At 37.7% G+C, this 16,025-nt stretch carries 12 protein-coding genes and 2 pseudogenes; 3 read left to right on the top strand and 11 right to left on the bottom strand.

What is annotated here, in order from left to right:
• Positions 1–28 precede the first annotated feature (28 nt).
• From STRIC_RS12480 to STRIC_RS10540, 6 genes and pseudogenes are all read right to left on the bottom strand, one after another.
• Positions 29–166, bottom strand: coding sequence for a hypothetical protein (locus tag STRIC_RS12480; RefSeq protein ID WP_040832499.1), 138 nt, complete (start codon positions 164–166; stop codon positions 29–31).
• On the bottom strand, positions 166–2,325 hold the full coding sequence (gene feoB / locus STRIC_RS10560; RefSeq protein WP_008090781.1) for a ferrous iron transport protein B: 2,160 nt from the start codon (positions 2,323–2,325) through the stop codon (positions 166–168). The genes STRIC_RS12480 and feoB overlap by 1 nt, the downstream gene beginning before the upstream one ends.
• A complete protein-coding gene (locus STRIC_RS10555; protein WP_008090552.1) occupies positions 2,322–2,798 on the bottom strand; it encodes a FeoA family protein in 477 nt (158 codons plus the stop codon). Before STRIC_RS10555 ends, feoB begins: the two co-directional genes overlap by 4 nt.
• Before the next feature lie 114 nt (positions 2,799–2,912).
• A pseudogene (locus STRIC_RS10550) lies at positions 2,913–3,643 on the bottom strand (amino acid ABC transporter ATP-binding protein).
• Between the two features lies 1 nt (position 3,644).
• Positions 3,645–4,328 (bottom strand): amino acid ABC transporter permease, encoded by a 684-nt coding sequence (locus tag STRIC_RS10545; RefSeq protein ID WP_008090711.1) that lies wholly within the window; start codon positions 4,326–4,328, stop codon positions 3,645–3,647.
• 125 nt (positions 4,329–4,453) lie between these two features.
• Positions 4,454–4,684 carry a DUF1797 family protein gene (locus STRIC_RS10540; RefSeq protein ID WP_008090785.1) on the bottom strand — a complete coding sequence of 77 codons (231 nt, stop codon included), beginning with the start codon at positions 4,682–4,684 and terminating at the stop codon, positions 4,454–4,456.
• Positions 4,685–4,960: 276 nt separating this feature from the next.
• On the opposite strand from STRIC_RS10540, the pseudogene STRIC_RS10535 reads away from it, so the two are divergent.
• From STRIC_RS10535 to STRIC_RS10525, 3 genes and pseudogenes are all read left to right on the top strand, one after another.
• Positions 4,961–7,135 (top strand): annotated as a pseudogene (locus STRIC_RS10535) (ATP-dependent Clp protease ATP-binding subunit).
• Positions 7,136–7,268: 133 nt separating this feature from the next.
• Positions 7,269–7,715 carry an NUDIX domain-containing protein gene (locus STRIC_RS10530; protein ID WP_008090564.1) on the top strand — a complete coding sequence of 149 codons (447 nt, stop codon included), beginning with the start codon at positions 7,269–7,271 and terminating at the stop codon, positions 7,713–7,715.
• A 59-nt stretch (positions 7,716–7,774) separates the two neighbouring features.
• Positions 7,775–8,077, top strand: a complete 303-nt coding sequence (locus STRIC_RS10525) for a DUF1827 family protein (RefSeq protein ID WP_008090788.1) — start codon at positions 7,775–7,777, stop codon at positions 8,075–8,077.
• 474 nt (positions 8,078–8,551) lie between these two features.
• Here STRIC_RS10525 and STRIC_RS10520 read toward each other — a convergent pair whose 3' ends face one another.
• From STRIC_RS10520 to STRIC_RS10500, 5 genes are all read right to left on the bottom strand, one after another.
• Positions 8,552–8,767, bottom strand: a complete 216-nt coding sequence (locus tag STRIC_RS10520) for a hypothetical protein (protein WP_008090643.1) — start codon at positions 8,765–8,767, stop codon at positions 8,552–8,554.
• Entirely contained in the window at positions 8,767–9,522 is a 756-nt protein-coding gene (locus STRIC_RS10515) for a hypothetical protein (protein WP_008090470.1), read from the bottom strand. The genes STRIC_RS10520 and STRIC_RS10515 overlap by 1 nt, the downstream gene beginning before the upstream one ends.
• Positions 9,523–9,528: 6 nt before the next feature.
• Complete coding sequence (locus tag STRIC_RS10510) at positions 9,529–11,703, bottom strand: EndoS/ChiA family endoglycosidase (RefSeq protein ID WP_008090722.1); 2,175 nt, start codon at positions 11,701–11,703, stop codon at positions 9,529–9,531.
• Positions 11,704–12,203: 500 nt separating this feature from the next.
• Positions 12,204–15,002, bottom strand: coding sequence for an isoleucine--tRNA ligase (gene ileS, locus STRIC_RS10505; RefSeq protein WP_008090529.1), 2,799 nt, complete (start codon positions 15,000–15,002; stop codon positions 12,204–12,206).
• A gap of 259 nt (positions 15,003–15,261) precedes the next feature.
• Positions 15,262–16,020, bottom strand: coding sequence for a DivIVA domain-containing protein (locus STRIC_RS10500; RefSeq protein ID WP_040832496.1), 759 nt, complete (start codon positions 16,018–16,020; stop codon positions 15,262–15,264).
• Between the last annotated feature and the right edge of the window lie 5 nt (positions 16,021–16,025).

Raw genomic sequence — 16,025 nt, 5'->3', positions numbered from 1 at the left:
AAGGAGCCAAACCTGCTCCTTCAAATCCTTATCGTTTTTTAGTCATTTCTTTTTTCACGGGACAAGAACAGTGACAATCCCCACAAGACCCTTTCTGCTTAATCGCATATCTAATACTGATAACAACTAAAAGCAATAAAACACATCCAATAATAAGTGTTGACATTAGTGTTCTCCTTTTTGATCTATCTTAGCTAACGTATCCAGTTGAATAACTTCAAGGGTTTTTTCAGTTGGTCTTCTAAAGACTAGGTACAGCATTACCAAAACAACTACAATAGCTAGCCAAGTCCATAACGTGAAGGAACCCCTCATTAACAGTAAGCCAAGCTGATAAATAACCATACTGACCAGATAAGCAAAAGCCGTCTGAAAGCCTATAGCCACTAAAGACCACTTCAAACTGTTCATTTCTCTTTTGATAGCTCCAATAGCTGCAAAGCAAGGCGCACATAAAAGATTAAAGACTAAAAAAGAATAGGCCTCTAAGGCAGAATAATCCATTTGAAGACTGGTCCATAAGGCTTTACTTGTCTCATTGGCATCTGCATGATGATACAAAATCCCCAAGGTGGCCACTACCGTCTCCTTAGCTACTAATCCTGTCAAGGCAGCGACTGTCGCTCGCCAATTCCCAAAACCAAGTGGCTTAAAGAACCAGGCAAAAAGGTGACCAAATTGAGCTAAGATACTATGATTAGTTTGAACTGGCTGTAACTTAAAGTCGTAAGTTGATAAAAACCAAATTAATATAGTTAAACTAAAGATAACAGTTCCAGCACGTTTGACAAAACTCCAAGCTTTTCCAAAAGCATAGTGTCCTACTGTAAAAAGATTTGGCAGATGGTAAGCTGGTAGTTCCATGATAAAGGGACTGGTTTGTCCTCCTAAGAATTTCGTTTTTTTCAAAGCAATTCCAGAACAAATAATAGAGGCCATCCCAATAAAATAAGCACTTGGTGCAATAAAGGGACTATCTGGGAAGAAAGCTCCTGAAATTAAGGCAATAATAGCCAACTTAGCAGAACAAGGCATAAAGGTTGCTGTCATAATAGTTATTTTTCGGTCTCGTTCATTTTCAATAGTCCTACTCGCCATAACAGCTGGCACACCACATCCTGTCGCAATTAACATGGGAATAAAGGATTTCCCTGAAAGGCCAAAGCGTCTAAACATACGGTCCATGACAAAAGCAATCCGACTCATATAACCAATACCTTCCAAAATGCCTAGACACAAAAAGAGAACCGCTATTTGAGGAACAAATCCTAAGACAGCACCAATACCAGCTAAAATACCATCAATGATTAAGGCTTGCATCCAAGGAGCAACCTGCCAATACTGTAATACGGAAGTCGTCACATCTGGAAGGTATTGTCCAAATAGTTGGTCATTGACCCAATCAGTCCCCATTGTTCCAACCGTTTGAATGGCTAAAAAATAAACCAAGAACATGGTGAAGGCAAAAATAGGCAAGGCTAAGACACGATGCGTAACAATACGATCAATCTTATCTGATAGGCTTAAGTCAAAATCACTGGTCTTAATTTGTGCCATATGACAGACCTGTTCAATATAAGCATAGCGTTCATTAATCACAATAGATTCAGCGTCTTCTCCAAATAATGACTCTGTAATCTGCCTAATCTCTTCTATGTCATTTTCTTGTTGTGGACTAAGCGATAACTGGCTTAGAACAAGAGGATCTCGATCAAATAATTTGATAGCAATGTAACGGTAACTCTTGCCCAAATCACAATCCTCAAGAAGATCCAGAATTTGACTTAAGGCGGCTTCTAGCCGACTATCATAGGTGGGAAAGGATGGCGAAAAAGGACTTAACTTAGCTTGTTTTTTCCCCATTTCAATCAAATCCTGCCCCCCTTTGTGCTTAAGGGCACTGGTTAAAAGAACTGGCAGACCCAACTGATAACTCAATTTATCCGGATTAATAGCTTTGCCTGATTTCTCTAAAAGGTCGGACATGTTTAGCGCTACGACCATAGGTATACCCATTTCCATCAGCTGAGTCGTCAAGTAAAGGTTACGTTCTAGATTAGTCGCGTCAACCACATTAAGAATGACTTGAGCATCCTGGCTCAAGAGGTAATCACGCGCCACTTTTTCTTCAGGACTGTATGGTGACATGGAATAGACACCAGGCAAATCCTGAATTTCAATCCTTTTATCCTTTTTTAAGAAACCACTTTTCTGATCAACCGTCACTCCTGGCCAATTACCTACTCTTTGGTTAGTCCCTGTTAAAAGATTAAAGAGACTGGTTTTACCACTATTGGGGTTTCCTATTAAGGCCATTTTAATCATGGCAATTCCTCAATTTCTACCTTAGCTACTGAAATCAATTGAGCTTCGGACTGCCGTAAGCTTAAGTCATAACCTCTAACTTTGATATCCAGAGGATCTCCTAAGGGAGCTCTTTTGCAGAGTTGAACAGTTGTCCCACGAGTTAAGCCCATATCCATCAAGCGACGCTTGGCTTCTTTAGAGGCATAAATTCCCTTAATAACAGCTTTTTCTGAGACGCTTAATTCCGATAAGGGGATCAGTGGCTGACTATCAGATATTTCTTGGACTTCAATCTTATCAAGAATACTTTGATCAAAGGCTAGACGTCCTGTCTTAAGCATCAAAATAAGGCTGGTCTTAGTCTTTGATAAGACCCTAACCTGACTCCCTATTCTAATACCAAGAATGGCCAAATGCCTTTGATAATCAGCTGCTAAGTCAATCTCATCAATTTGATAATCCACACCAATATGTGCTTGCCATAATTTCAATCCTATCACTCCTTTTACACATTGATTATTATACCATAACCCTTAAAGCATGACAGATATTACTAGGATTTCTCATCCTAACTTAAAAAACTGATCATAGCCCAGTATTTTTGTTTATGACAAGACTTTACTTAAAAAATCTTGTGTTCTGACTTCTTTACTATTTTCAAATATTTGGATAGGATTTCCTTCTTCAATAATTGAGCCCTCATCCATGAAAATAACCCTATCAGCTACCTCTTTGGCAAATCCCATTTCATGGGTCACAATGACCATGGTCATACCGGATTTGGCCAAATCTTGCATCACTGCTAATACCTCTCCAACCATCTCAGGGTCCAAAGCTGAAGTAGGCTCATCAAATAAGAGAACATCTGGGTCCCTGGCCAAGCCTCGAGCAATAGCAATACGCTGCTGCTGTCCGCCTGATAAACTAGACGGATAAGCATTGGTTTTTCGGATAGCCCTACTTTATCAAGCAAAAGCATGGCTTTGGCTTCTGCTTGAGATACTTTCTTTGTTTTGATTGAGGATAAGGTAATATTTTCTAAAACTGTCATATTAGGAAAGAGATTAAATTGTTGGAAGACCATCCCCATTTTTTCCCGCATTTTAAAAATATCATTCTTTTTATCAGTAATATCAACACCTTCAAAAGAAATAGTCCCTTTTGTAGGCACTTCTAGTAAGTTCATGGTTCTTAAAAAGGTTGATTTGCCAGAGCCTGACGGGCCGATAATTACCACTACTTCCCCTTGTTTAATCTCTAAATCAATCCCTTTTAACACTTCATGATTGCCAAAGGCTTTATGAAGCCCTTTAATAGACATCAAAATCTCTGTCATGTTATCTTCCTCCTTGAGCCATTCGTTTTTCTAAAAGACTTAATAGTTGTGATAGAACCGTTGTTACCATTAAATAATAAAAGGCAGCAAACAAAAGAGGTGTGATAGGAGAATAGGTGGCTGTCACAACAGATTGTGCCCCATTCCATAGCTCCATAACGCCAATGGTCTGCAAGAGAGCACTGTCTTTTATGATGGTAATAAATTCATTCCCTAAGGCTGGCAAAATATTTTTAAAGGCCTGTGGTAGTATCACATAACGCATGGCATTCTTAGGTCTAATCCCTAAAGAATAAGCTGCTTCTAGTTGACCTTTGGGAACTGCTTCAATACCAGCTCTAACAATTTCTGAAATATAAGCACCACTGTTTAAAGCAATAATAATAATACCCGGCAAAAGTCTTGAAAAATCGAGACTTAAAACGCCAAAACCAATCGTTGGCATTTGGTTAAAATGCATCCAAGCAAAGGCAATCATGATTTGAACAACCATAGGAGTTCCACGGAAAATCCATACGTATAAATTCATCAACCAGGCTAGTGGTCGTAGATGGCTACGCTTGATAAAAGTTACCAGAACACCAATAATAGTACCAAAGAAAACCACACAAGCTGATATCATAATGGTGACCAAAACACCATCATTAAAATAGGCCCAATATTTAGGCAAAAACGAAAAATCCATACTAATCTCCTCACTAATTAACAACAAGAAAAGAGATAATTATACCATCTCACGAATAATAATACAACACTTTTTAAAATAAAAAAACTTGCCCAAAGCAAGCCTCTTTATTTACGAGATTAAACTTAATATAATAAATCGTAGATTTCCATAGCGATTAAATCAATGCTATCAAATGAGTATGACTCACGTGCTTCCACATCACGCAATGTGAAAACTGGACCGTTTTCAGGATCATTTGAAAAAGCAACTTCTGCAACAACAACGCCATCACGCTCGAAGTTTCTTTTTAGATTACCGCCATCTGTTATCATCAATTCTAAGCGGTTGATGATTCTCACCAAATGTGATTCCATTTCGTTTCTCCTATTCGTTTATTATCCCTATTATTTTAACACAAATCGCTATAAACAAACAAGAAAAGAAACAATTTTCTCTATATTTTAGCAAATATAATGGAAAAGCTCGTTTCCTTTTCACTTTTTCTAACATTATCACTCTAAGTATAACAGTGCTAATTTATGATACTTTTTACTTGATTTCAATCCTATAGGTGCTATAATATGACTATAAAATTTGACCATTTTTGACTAAATGTTTTTGACATTTAAAGAAGATTCTGGAGGTATATCATGCTCTGTCAAAATTGTTATCAAATCATGAAAACAGACCCTCAAAATACACTTTTAGGAGGACAAAAAAGACATCTCCATTCTAACCAAGAGTCATAAATGAATCCTTTCTTCGATGACTTCTTCGGAGATTTGAATAATTTCAAAGCTTTCGGACAACTCCCAAATACCCCACCAACTCAAAGTGGTCGTCATGGTTCAGGAAATGGCTACAATGGAGGTGGTAATCAAGGTCATGGGCCTTATCAAGCACCGCCAGCACAAGAAAAAGCCAAAGGACTTTTAGATGAATTTGGGATAAATCTTACTGAGATGGCAAGACAAGGTGATATTGATCCTGTTATTGGACGTGACGAAGAGATTATCAGAGTGATTGAAATTCTAAACCGTCGCACCAAAAATAATCCTGTTCTAATTGGTGAACCTGGTGTCGGGAAAACCGCCGTTGTTGAAGGACTGGCTCAAAAAATTGTTGACGGTACCGTTCCTCACAAATTGCAAGGAAAGCAAGTTATTCGACTAGATGTGGTTAGCTTGGTTCAAGGAACTGGTATTCGAGGACAATTTGAAGAGCGTATGCAAAAATTAATGGAAGAAATCAGGCATCGAAAAGACGTCATTCTCTTTATTGATGAAATCCATGAAATTGTTGGAGCTGGCTCAGTTGGTGAGGGAGATATGGATGCTGGCAATATCTTAAAACCTGCTCTAGCTCGTGGGGAATTGCAGCTGATTGGCGCCACTACTCTCAATGAATACCGCATTATCGAAAAAGATGCTGCATTGGAACGTCGTATGCAACCCGTCAAAGTGGATGAACCTTCTGTCGAAGAAACCCTTACCATCTTAAAAGGGATTCAACCCAAATACGAAGACTACCACCATGTGAAATACAGCGATGCTGCTATCCAAGCGGCAGCTCATCTTTCCAATCGTTATATTCAAGATCGCTTCTTACCAGATAAAGCCATTGATTTACTGGATGAAGCTGGCTCAAAAATGAATCTGACACTCAACGTGGTTGATCCTAAAGAAATCGATAAACGTTTAATTGAAGCTGAAAATCTCAAAGCCACACGTGAGGAAGATTTTGAACGTACTGCTTATTTCCGCGATCAAATTGCCAAATATAAAGAACTTCAAGCTCAAAAAATAGACGATCAAGTCACACCTATTATTACCGAAAAAGCCATTGAAGCGATTGTAGAACAAAAAACCAATATTCCAGTTGGTAACCTCAAAGAAAAAGAACAATCTCAACTCATTAACTTAGCCGATGATTTGAAAAAACAAGTCATTGGTCAAGATGAAGCTGTGGATAAAATCGCTAAAACTATTCGTCGAAATCGTGTCGGCCTTGGAAGCCCTAATCGTCCAATTGGTTCTTTCTTATTTGTGGGTCCGACTGGTGTTGGTAAAACAGAATTATCCAAACAGCTAGCCATTGAATTATTTGGATCTGCTGACAATATGATTCGTTTTGACATGTCTGAATACATGGAAAAACATGCTGTTGCTGAACTAGTTGGAGCTCCTCCTGGTTATGTTGGCTACGAGGAAGCAGGCCAACTAACTGAGCAGGTTCGTCGGAATCCTTATTCTCTTATCCTCCTCGACGAGGTTGAAAAAGCTCATCCAGATGTCATGCACATGTTCTTACAAGTCTTGGATGATGGACGACTCACCGATGGGCAAGGACGTACGGTAAGCTTTAAAGATACCATCATCATCATGACCTCAAATGCTGGCACAGGGAAATCAGAAGCCTCTGTAGGTTTTGGTGCCTCTAGAGAAGGGCGTACTAATTCTGTTCTTGGCGAGCTTAGTCATTTCTTTAGTCCAGAATTCATGAACCGCTTTGATGGTATTATCGAATTTAAGGTCTTAAACAAAGAAAATCTCTTACATATAGTGGATTTGATGCTTGATGATGTTAATAATCGACTAGCTACTAACGTCATTCACCTTGAGGTCACACCAAAAGTGAAAGAAAAACTCGTTGATTTAGGTTATGATCCTAAAATGGGGGCTCGACCATTACGTCGTACTATTCAAGATCACATCGAAGATGCTATCACTGATTTCTATCTTGAAAACCCTAACGAGAAATCCTTAAAAGCTGTCTTAACTAGCAATGGCAACATTACCATTAAATCAACTAAAAAAGTCGATTAATACTTCTAAAAGAGTTAGCATCAGCTAACTCTTTTTTTAATCTTAGTGGCTAAAAATTTTTTTTGGTAATATTTACCATTTAAATAGGTACAAACTTCTAAAATTTAGTATAATAAAACAAAGGAGACGTGTTATGACAGTTCCCGTATTTGGTGACAAACAAAAAGATCAACCCTATAGCTCCCGCTATGGTGTCTACGCTATTATTCCTAATCAAGATAAAACCCAAGTTATTCTTGTCCAGGCTCCAAATGGGGCGTGGTTCTTACCAGGGGGGGAAATAGAAGCAGACGAAAACCATCTTATGGCTTTAGAGCGTGAACTTTTAGAAGAGCTTGGCTTTTCTGCCTCCATTGGCTACTTCTATGGTCAGGCTGATGAGTATTTTTACTCTCGCCATAGAGACACACACTTTTACAATCCAGCATTTCTTTATGAAGTTACAGCTTACAAGTCTGTTGCTCAGCCTCTTGAGGACTTTAACCGTCTAGCGTGGTTTCCCATTGCTGAAGCCATTGAAAAACTCAAACGAGGAAGTCATCAATGGGGCCTTAAAGAGTGGCAAAAAAAGCACCATTAATACCAAAATGCTTTTAAAATAGTGCTATAATAAGAACAGATCTATCAAGGAGGAAAACGATGAGACTTATTAATACAACCAGTAGTCATCCTGAACTCGTCAGAAATCAATTAAAAAATACCGATGCTCACCTTGTTGAAATTTATTCCGCAGGAAACACCGATGTGATTTTCACTCAAGCACCTAAGCATTATGAATTGCTTATTTCTAATAAATACCGTGCTATTAAAGATGATGAACTTGAAGTTATTCGAGAATTTTTCTTAAAGCGCAAAATTGATCAATCTATTGTCATTCCAGAGCGTTCACGAACCTTACACACTGATAATCTCATTGAAATTTCTTACGAAACCATTAAATAAGCTGATTTTGACTCCCTAAATGATTATTATAGTCTAGGGTTTTTTTACTATCACAAAAGAGAAACTTAACCCCAAACACACTTAAATTAAAGCGCATAGAGCAATATCTTATCCCAAATAGTTTTAACCTCATTGTGATTAAGATATTGTAAAAAGTTCAGTTCAAATTTTCCGTGACATACCTTCATTGTAATGTTATTTCTGCTTTTCTTATCGAGCTGACCAGATTTTTATTTCACAAAAGAAACAGCAAACCTACCACCAAAACGATTCTATACATTTCTTTGATAAGAAAATTCCTTGAAAAGCTGGAAACCATTTGAATTTGTGATGTTATCCTATACCGATCACGACCAAAAAGGGCCTGAGATGAATATCACAGACCCTTTGTCAGCTGTAGCCAATTATAGAGGTGTGTTAACTGAAAGGCTACAGACGTTTAATGTTTTTTAGGAGAGAGAATAGTACATGCTATTACCTGTAAAGTGATTCTAATGTTTTAAGAGTTTCAAGCATTGTTTTAGCTGATGTTTCAAGCTCTTGGTCAAATTCTTTAGCAGAAACTTTCTTTTCCATTGCTTTATGCAATTGTTGAGATGTTTCTTCTAATTTTTTAATTTGATCATAGTTTGGATCTGACAATTGATCAAGTTTTTGAGTGAGTTTTGCCATTTCTTCAACTGATGCCATCAACTCTTTACTAAAGCCTTCAGCACCAATTTTACCATCAATCTCAGCATTAAGTTCGGCAAGTTATTTGCAACTTTACGATATTCTTCTAATGTCTTATGCGCAACTACTCTGCGTTCTGGCATCTCACTGAAATCTTTAGCAAGTTCTGCTAATTTATCGGCAGCAGTGTCCAAGTCTGCCTGTGTAACTTTAGCTGCTTCAAGAATTGCAGTTGCTTCCTTGAGTTTTTCTTCAAAGCTCGTAAGGACAGTCTTAGTATCTTTCAATTCAGTTTTAATTTTTTCACGAGCATCTGAGACAGCTTTAAGACTTTGCTCAAATTTAGCTGAGTCTAGTTTGTTACCAAGGATTTGAACCTCAGCAACCTGAGGAGCATCATAGTCAGTTCCTCCTTCAGTAGCTTTGATATCAAGTTTCCAATAACGAGCCACAATATTAGCCGATGCTTCCATAACTTTCTTAGCTTCTGAAATAGAGGCTACAAGCTTCCAATTTTCATCTTTTGCAATATATTCGTCACGATCTGATTCTTTCATTGTTTTGAGATCAACGGTTGGATTCTTTAGAACAAATAACAGTGCATCTTTTAAGAAATGATCTTTTCTATCAGGACAATTTTTCAGAATTGAATTATAAATTCTCCAGTGCTCGACTGAATTGAAAGATCCTAAATCAATGACTAACTGAGCTTTAGCTTTCTGATTTGTGAAAGCGTTGTCTCTGTTATTATCTAAAGCCCGTTTCTCAGTCATGTTAAACTAATTTTCAAATGCAGTTGCTTCAAGTGATAGATTAGTCAAGAAGTCGTTACCTTCTCCAACCTTAACTTCCATTTCATGGACAAGTTTTGTCATTTCCTTATCCTTAAAGACTTTGATTTTGAAACTTTCATCTTTATCAGTTTTTATTATTCTGTCATTATTTTTACCTAAGGTTGAGTTGACTTGCAAAACAGTAAAATCTTTATAACTTACTCCTTTGGTAAAAGCTTCATAAGTCCAGTCTTGAGCAATATATGGACGGCCTCCAGCTTTTTCTACCTTATAAATTTCAAAGTCATTTTTATCTTTGATAAGAGTACCAGCTTTGGTACTTGTACCAAGAACAAATTCTTTGGAAATATCATTTTTATCACTACCTTTTACAAGGGTAGCTTCTTTCGGACCATAAGATGTAGGGAAATAACCAATTGGCCTTTGAGTTTCAAATTTTATAGTTTCAGCTGTCGTATCAGTACCATGTTTTTTCACTGTATCAAGTAGAGTATTTAACAATTTTTCTTGACGCTTCAAGTCAAGTTTGTTGTTTGAAATATCAAATGTTGTTAACCCTGATAAGCTTTCAACATCTAGCGACTCTAAGCTTTCCAAACCGATGCCTGAGATGTTAAGAGTCTTCAAACCTGTCATCCCTTTTAGGGTAAGACCTCCATGCTCCTTAATACTCTCTGGTAACATACTTACATCCAATTCAGACAAGCCAGTCAAGCCATCTAAAGTGATATGTTTAACTTTCTTCAGTTCTGTCAACCCTTTTAGATTTTTAATATCAGGATTGCTAAGGTTTAGCTTTTTATCAAAGCGCTCAAGGTCACCCTTATAGATACCAACTTGTTGTTGTACTTCTGCTAATAAAGCTTTATCAGGGAAATCCTCTTCAGTCAGTTTTTTATAACCCTCTGCTTTTTTCATAACTTCTTTCAAAGCTTTTGAAACCTTGTACTCTGTATGATAGATTTCATTAACTTTAGAAATTTCCTCGCCGTTTGGATTTGGCAATTTTCTATGTCCTGACCATTTTTTTGGATGGGCTACACCATCACGGTCAATGGCATAAGAGAAGATACCACCCTTGAGACCTCCATTATCTGGTTGCCACTTGGCATATTTTTCAGCTTGAGTGCCTTCAATTTTGCTACCTTTTTCAGGATCACTTTCGTCATACTGATTAATATCATACCAAATATTATCTTCATTTGTATGTGATCTTTCTTCATAGAAAGAGAAGCCAATCATAAATTGACGTGGTGAGATATAGTTTCTATAACCATCCCACTCATCCTTAATTAGTTGTAAGGCATCACCACTTCCACGATTTTGTGTACCATAGTATTGGCGAAGCAAGAGGTCAATGGAATCAGCTGTTTCGCAGAATAAAGGATTTTGTTCCACTGAAAGTGTCGTATCCATAATCAACAACTTGTCACTATCTTTACCAGCTTTACCAATTAGTTTAGCAATTTCTTTGAAAACTGCTTTGGCACGTTCAACTTGCTCTTTAGTAGTATATCTATATTTTACATCATAATCATGACCTTCAACATCAATGTCCAAGCCATCAACACCACGTTGATACACATACTTGTCAACTAAATCACGTGCTAACCTAGCATTCCCTATCTCATCATCAGGATATTTTGGTTTAGCAGAGAGTCCCGCCTTACCCGTTAATTCATTGACACTAATCGTTTGAATAACTGCTGTTCCCTGTTCATGCATTTTTAAAACATAGTCATTCTTTAACTTATCCCAGAAAGGACTTTCTTCATGAACCCAATCATCGAAAACAAAGAGCATATCCACTTCTTCAGGCACCTCAGCCATTGAGTTTTTTCGATCATCCCAAGGTTTATTTAACTGAGATTCATCCACTACTTTCGTTGTATCATCCGTAACAGCTTTAGCTGCTTTTGTCGCAGCAATATCATGCCATGTACGGAAGTAGGCACCGTAAAGTTGGCCACGTGTTCCTTGGCGAATTTCGTTCACAATGCCTTCGCTAGTTGTTGCGCGAGGTGATTTTTCCTGAGCTCGAACGATGGCTGGTTGGAAGCCTTGTAGACCTAAGCCTTCACCTGTTTGCATTGCTGCACCTGCTAAAACTGCTGCACAGACCAATCCAACAGCACACTTGGTAAATTGACGTTTATCCATTTCATCCTCCTTAGGATTTTAAAAATAATTAGCGAACCTTAAAATTTGTTAGCGCTTTCTTTTTTATGCTCCTTTATTATGTTACAAAATTTTTAAAAAAAACAATGAACAAACTATAGGTAAAATAACACAAACTTTAGTTTTTAAAAATAGATTGTCAAGGTTTGTCTAAACGGTTTATTTGTCACATCTTATTTTCTAATAATTTTAAAAAACTCTCTTACCAGGCCCTCTTCCTACAATCCCCGCCTTGGAAAAGAAGATTCAATAGAAAAGATATGTTCTTCTGATATCCTAAAGTCGTGAAACACAGTATAGAGGGAAGATGAATACACCCACTCACCATTCCATCATAAAACAGTCCTATCCCATCTTTCAGAAACAGAAATTGGGAGAATGCAAAAATGAAGAAACCCCTTACTTTAAACAACAAAAAGAGAGAACCAATCTGATTCTCTCGTGTGTCGTTATAAGTCAGACACTACAATTAACAATAAGCCTTATTTTGTCACAACTTCAAAACCTTCTGCGACGGCTTCAGGGAAGTTTTCTTCAATAATTTTGGCACTATGATCACAAACAAAGGCGTTATAAGAGCGCATACGAGTTGTTGGATCGATACGTCTAGAACGTTCACAAACCTCACCCTGCGCACGTTCTACCGTGAAGGCAACCCCATCAAATGAAATAGCATGCTCAGGAGCCTCTTGATCGCTAATGGTTAATTGAGAGACGATTAAAAGTAAAGCAATGTCGCTGTCTAAGGCGTTTAACAAGGTTCTGATTTCTGTATCAGCATAAATTATTAAATGAGCTTCCAATGATTTACCAATAACCTTTTGATTACGAGCTTCTTCCAGAGCTTTTTGGGCTTGTGCTCTTAACGTCATGAAGGCTTCCCAAGCTTCTAAGATAGACTCTTGTCCCTCAAATGTCTCTGCTGTTGGCATTTCACTGAGCTGAACAAATTCATCTGATTCGTGTTCTAAATAAGACCAAATTTCTTCTGCTGTATGTGGTAAGATTGGTGTCAATAACTTAGTAATTTTAACTAAAATATCATAGAAGACAGTCTGCATGCGACGTCGCTCTAGGCTATTAGCTGCTTCAATATAAACCACATCCTTAGCAAAATCAAGGTAGAAGGCTGATAAATCAACAGTCACAAAGTTCACAACTGATTTGTAGATACTCATAAAGTCATAACGATCATAAGCTTTGTTAATGGTATCCACTAACTGGTTAAACTTAATCGTCATGTATTTATCAACAGCTGATAAATTAGCGTAGTCAATAGTATCTGTTTCTGGATTAAAATCAGAGGTATTGGCAATCAAGAAACGTAAGGTATTACGGATTTTACGATAAGTTTCTGAAACTTGACCTAAGATTTCCATTGATACCCGAACGTCATTATCGGTATCTACTGAAGCTACCCATAAACGAAGGATATCTGCACCGTATTGTTTTGCCACATCATTTGGAGAAATGATATTCCCTTTAGATTTAGACATTTTCTCACCCTTTCCATCTAGCACAAATCCTTGTGATAAGATAGCCTTATAAGGGGCGTGTCCGTTTACTGCTACAGAGGTAATCAAGGATGAGTTAAACCAACCACGATACTGATCTGAACCTTCTAGATAAAGATCCGCTGGATATGACAAGTTCTCACGAGCATTCATGACACCATTCCAAGAAGAACCTGAATCAAACCAAACATCCATGATATCTGTTTCTTTTGTAAACTCACCATTTGGTGAACCAGGATGGGTAAATCCTTCTGGAAGAAGCTCTTTAGCTTCTGATTTCCACCAGATAACAGAGCCATGCTGCTCAAACAAGTTGGCTACATGATCTGTAACTTCTTTGGTCATGATCGCTGTACCATCTTCCGCATAAAAGATTGGAAGTGGCACACCCCATGAACGTTGACGTGAAATCACCCAATCCCCACGGTCACGAATCATGTTATAAAGACGTGTTTTACCCCAAGAAGGATGGAAGGTTGTTTTTTCGATTTCATCTAAAATCTCTTGACGGAAATCAGATACTGAAGCAAACCATTGTGGTACCGCACGCCAAATAATTGGTTTTTTGGTACGCCAGTCAAATGGGTAAGAGTGATTAATGACTTCTTGAGCCAAGAGAAGTTGACCAAGTTTTTCAATAACAACTGGAGTCACTTTATCATAAAATTGACCATGGAAATCAGGTCCTGCATTTTCCATCATCAAACCACGTTCATCAACAGTTACAGCTACTTCTAGCTTGTACTTACTTCCCACATTATAGTCATCTTCACCAAAACCAGGGGCAGTATGGACAATACCTGTACCAGAATCCAAAGTCACATGGTCTCCAAGGATAACGAGTTCATCAACCTCAGTATCCCATGGGTGCTCAGTGACAATGTATTCTAAGTCACGACCTTTGTAAGTCGCAATAAGCTCAAAACTTTCCCAATTAAATTTGTCAGCCAGTTGATCCAATAGCCCTTCTGCTACAAGGTATTTACGGTCTGAAGCTGCTGGCTTAACAAGGGCATAATCCATATCTGGACCAACAGTTAATCCTCGTGAAGCAGTTACTGTAAATGGTGTTGTCGTCCAAACCACAATATATGAGTCAGTATCAAGGATCCCTTTGCCGTCTTTGACCTTATTGGCATAGTAAAGAGAGGTTGAATCAATATCATGGTACTCAATTTCTGCTTCTGCCAGTGCTGATTCTGAAGACCAAGACCAGTAAACTGGTTTTGCTCCGCGGTAAATATAACCCTTATCAGCCATAGCACCAAAGACACGGATTTGATCTGCTTCAAATTGAGGATCTAAAGTCACATAGGGATTATCCCAATCTGCTGAAACACCTAAACGCTTGAAGTCTTCACGTTGTTTGTCCACTTGACTAAGCGCATAGTCACGACACATGTCAAGGTATTCTGCTAAGTCCATTTCTTTACGCTTAACACCTTGTTTAGCTAAAACTTGTTCGATTGGTAAACCATGTGTATCCCATCCTGGAACATATGGTGCACGAAAACCTGATATGGATTTAGAGCGAACAATAATATCTTTAGAAATTTTATTTAAGGCATGACCAACGTGAATATTTCCGTTAGCATAGGGAGGCCCGTCATGTAAATGAAAGGCAGGTTTACCTTCATTCAAAGCCTGTCTTTTTTGGTATAATTCGGCTGAATCCCAAGCTGATTGCCATTGCGGCTCTTTGTTTGGAAGACCAGCACGCATTGGAAATGCCGTTTTGCCAAGATTTAGGGTATCTTTTAATTTCATACTCTCAAACTCCTTTATTTATATATAAAAAAAGCCTCGTCTCAAAAAGGACGAAAGCTCGTGGTACCACCTTAGTTCAGAATAGCATTTTAAAAACACTATTCCCTCTTTGCTCGTATGGTGAGCAGACCTCTTAGCTTACTGAGACATTTCAGCTAAAATCAAAGAAAATGATAATCTTCATGCACAGGGATTACAGGGCTCTCATCTTCCCCTGTTTGCTGTATATATGAGCAATCAATTGCGTTTTTCTTATTAATTAAATATTCAATTTGAAGGTTTGTGTTTCATTTAAGTTAATTTCAGGTTCTGAAGCTTCATCAGCATTATGTTCAGCTTGATAAGCTTCCAATTCCTTATTACTTTCATCCACACGACGTTGTAATTCTTCTAATTCCTCAGGTGTAAATTGACGAGTTGCATCAAATGATGAACTATCAGTTGATTCAGGAATATCCTCATCTAAAACAGTTTTAACAACTTCTTTAAAGGCTGCATCTGAGTTTTGAAGATAAACTGCAGTTGGTTGTAATAATTCATCCCACTCTGGTGAGTTAGATAAACTTAATTGTAACTCAATTGACGCAATTAAACGTTGGTGGAAAACGCGTGTTTGACGTTTTAGCTCTTCTGTCTCAATAGCCACACGTTTAGCTTCATCTGTTGCATCACGTAAGAGTTGATTTGCTTTAGCTTTTGATTCATCAAGTAAGTATTGCGCATCATAAGTCGCTTTGCTAACCAAATTGCTAGCTTCAGCATTAGCTGATGCCTTTACTTTTTCAGCTGTTTCTTGAGCTAAAATAACCGACTGGCTAAGTGATTCTTTCATTTCATCAAAATAAGAAAGTTTTTCTTGAAGATCCTTAATTTTTGATTCATTTTCACGATTCTTGCGAACTAATGCTTCGTAATCATTTACAACGATATCCAAAAATTCGTTAACTTCTTCTTCACTATAACCACGGAATTTTGTTTTAAATGTTTTATCTTTAATTTCAAGTGCTGTGAGTGCCATTATTT

Source organism: Streptococcus ictaluri 707-05 (assembly GCF_000188015.2).
Taxonomy (GTDB): Bacteria; Bacillota; Bacilli; order Lactobacillales; family Streptococcaceae; genus Streptococcus; species Streptococcus ictaluri.
Note: the sequence above shows the minus strand (reverse complement) of the source record. Positions and strands in the feature narration are given on the sequence as shown.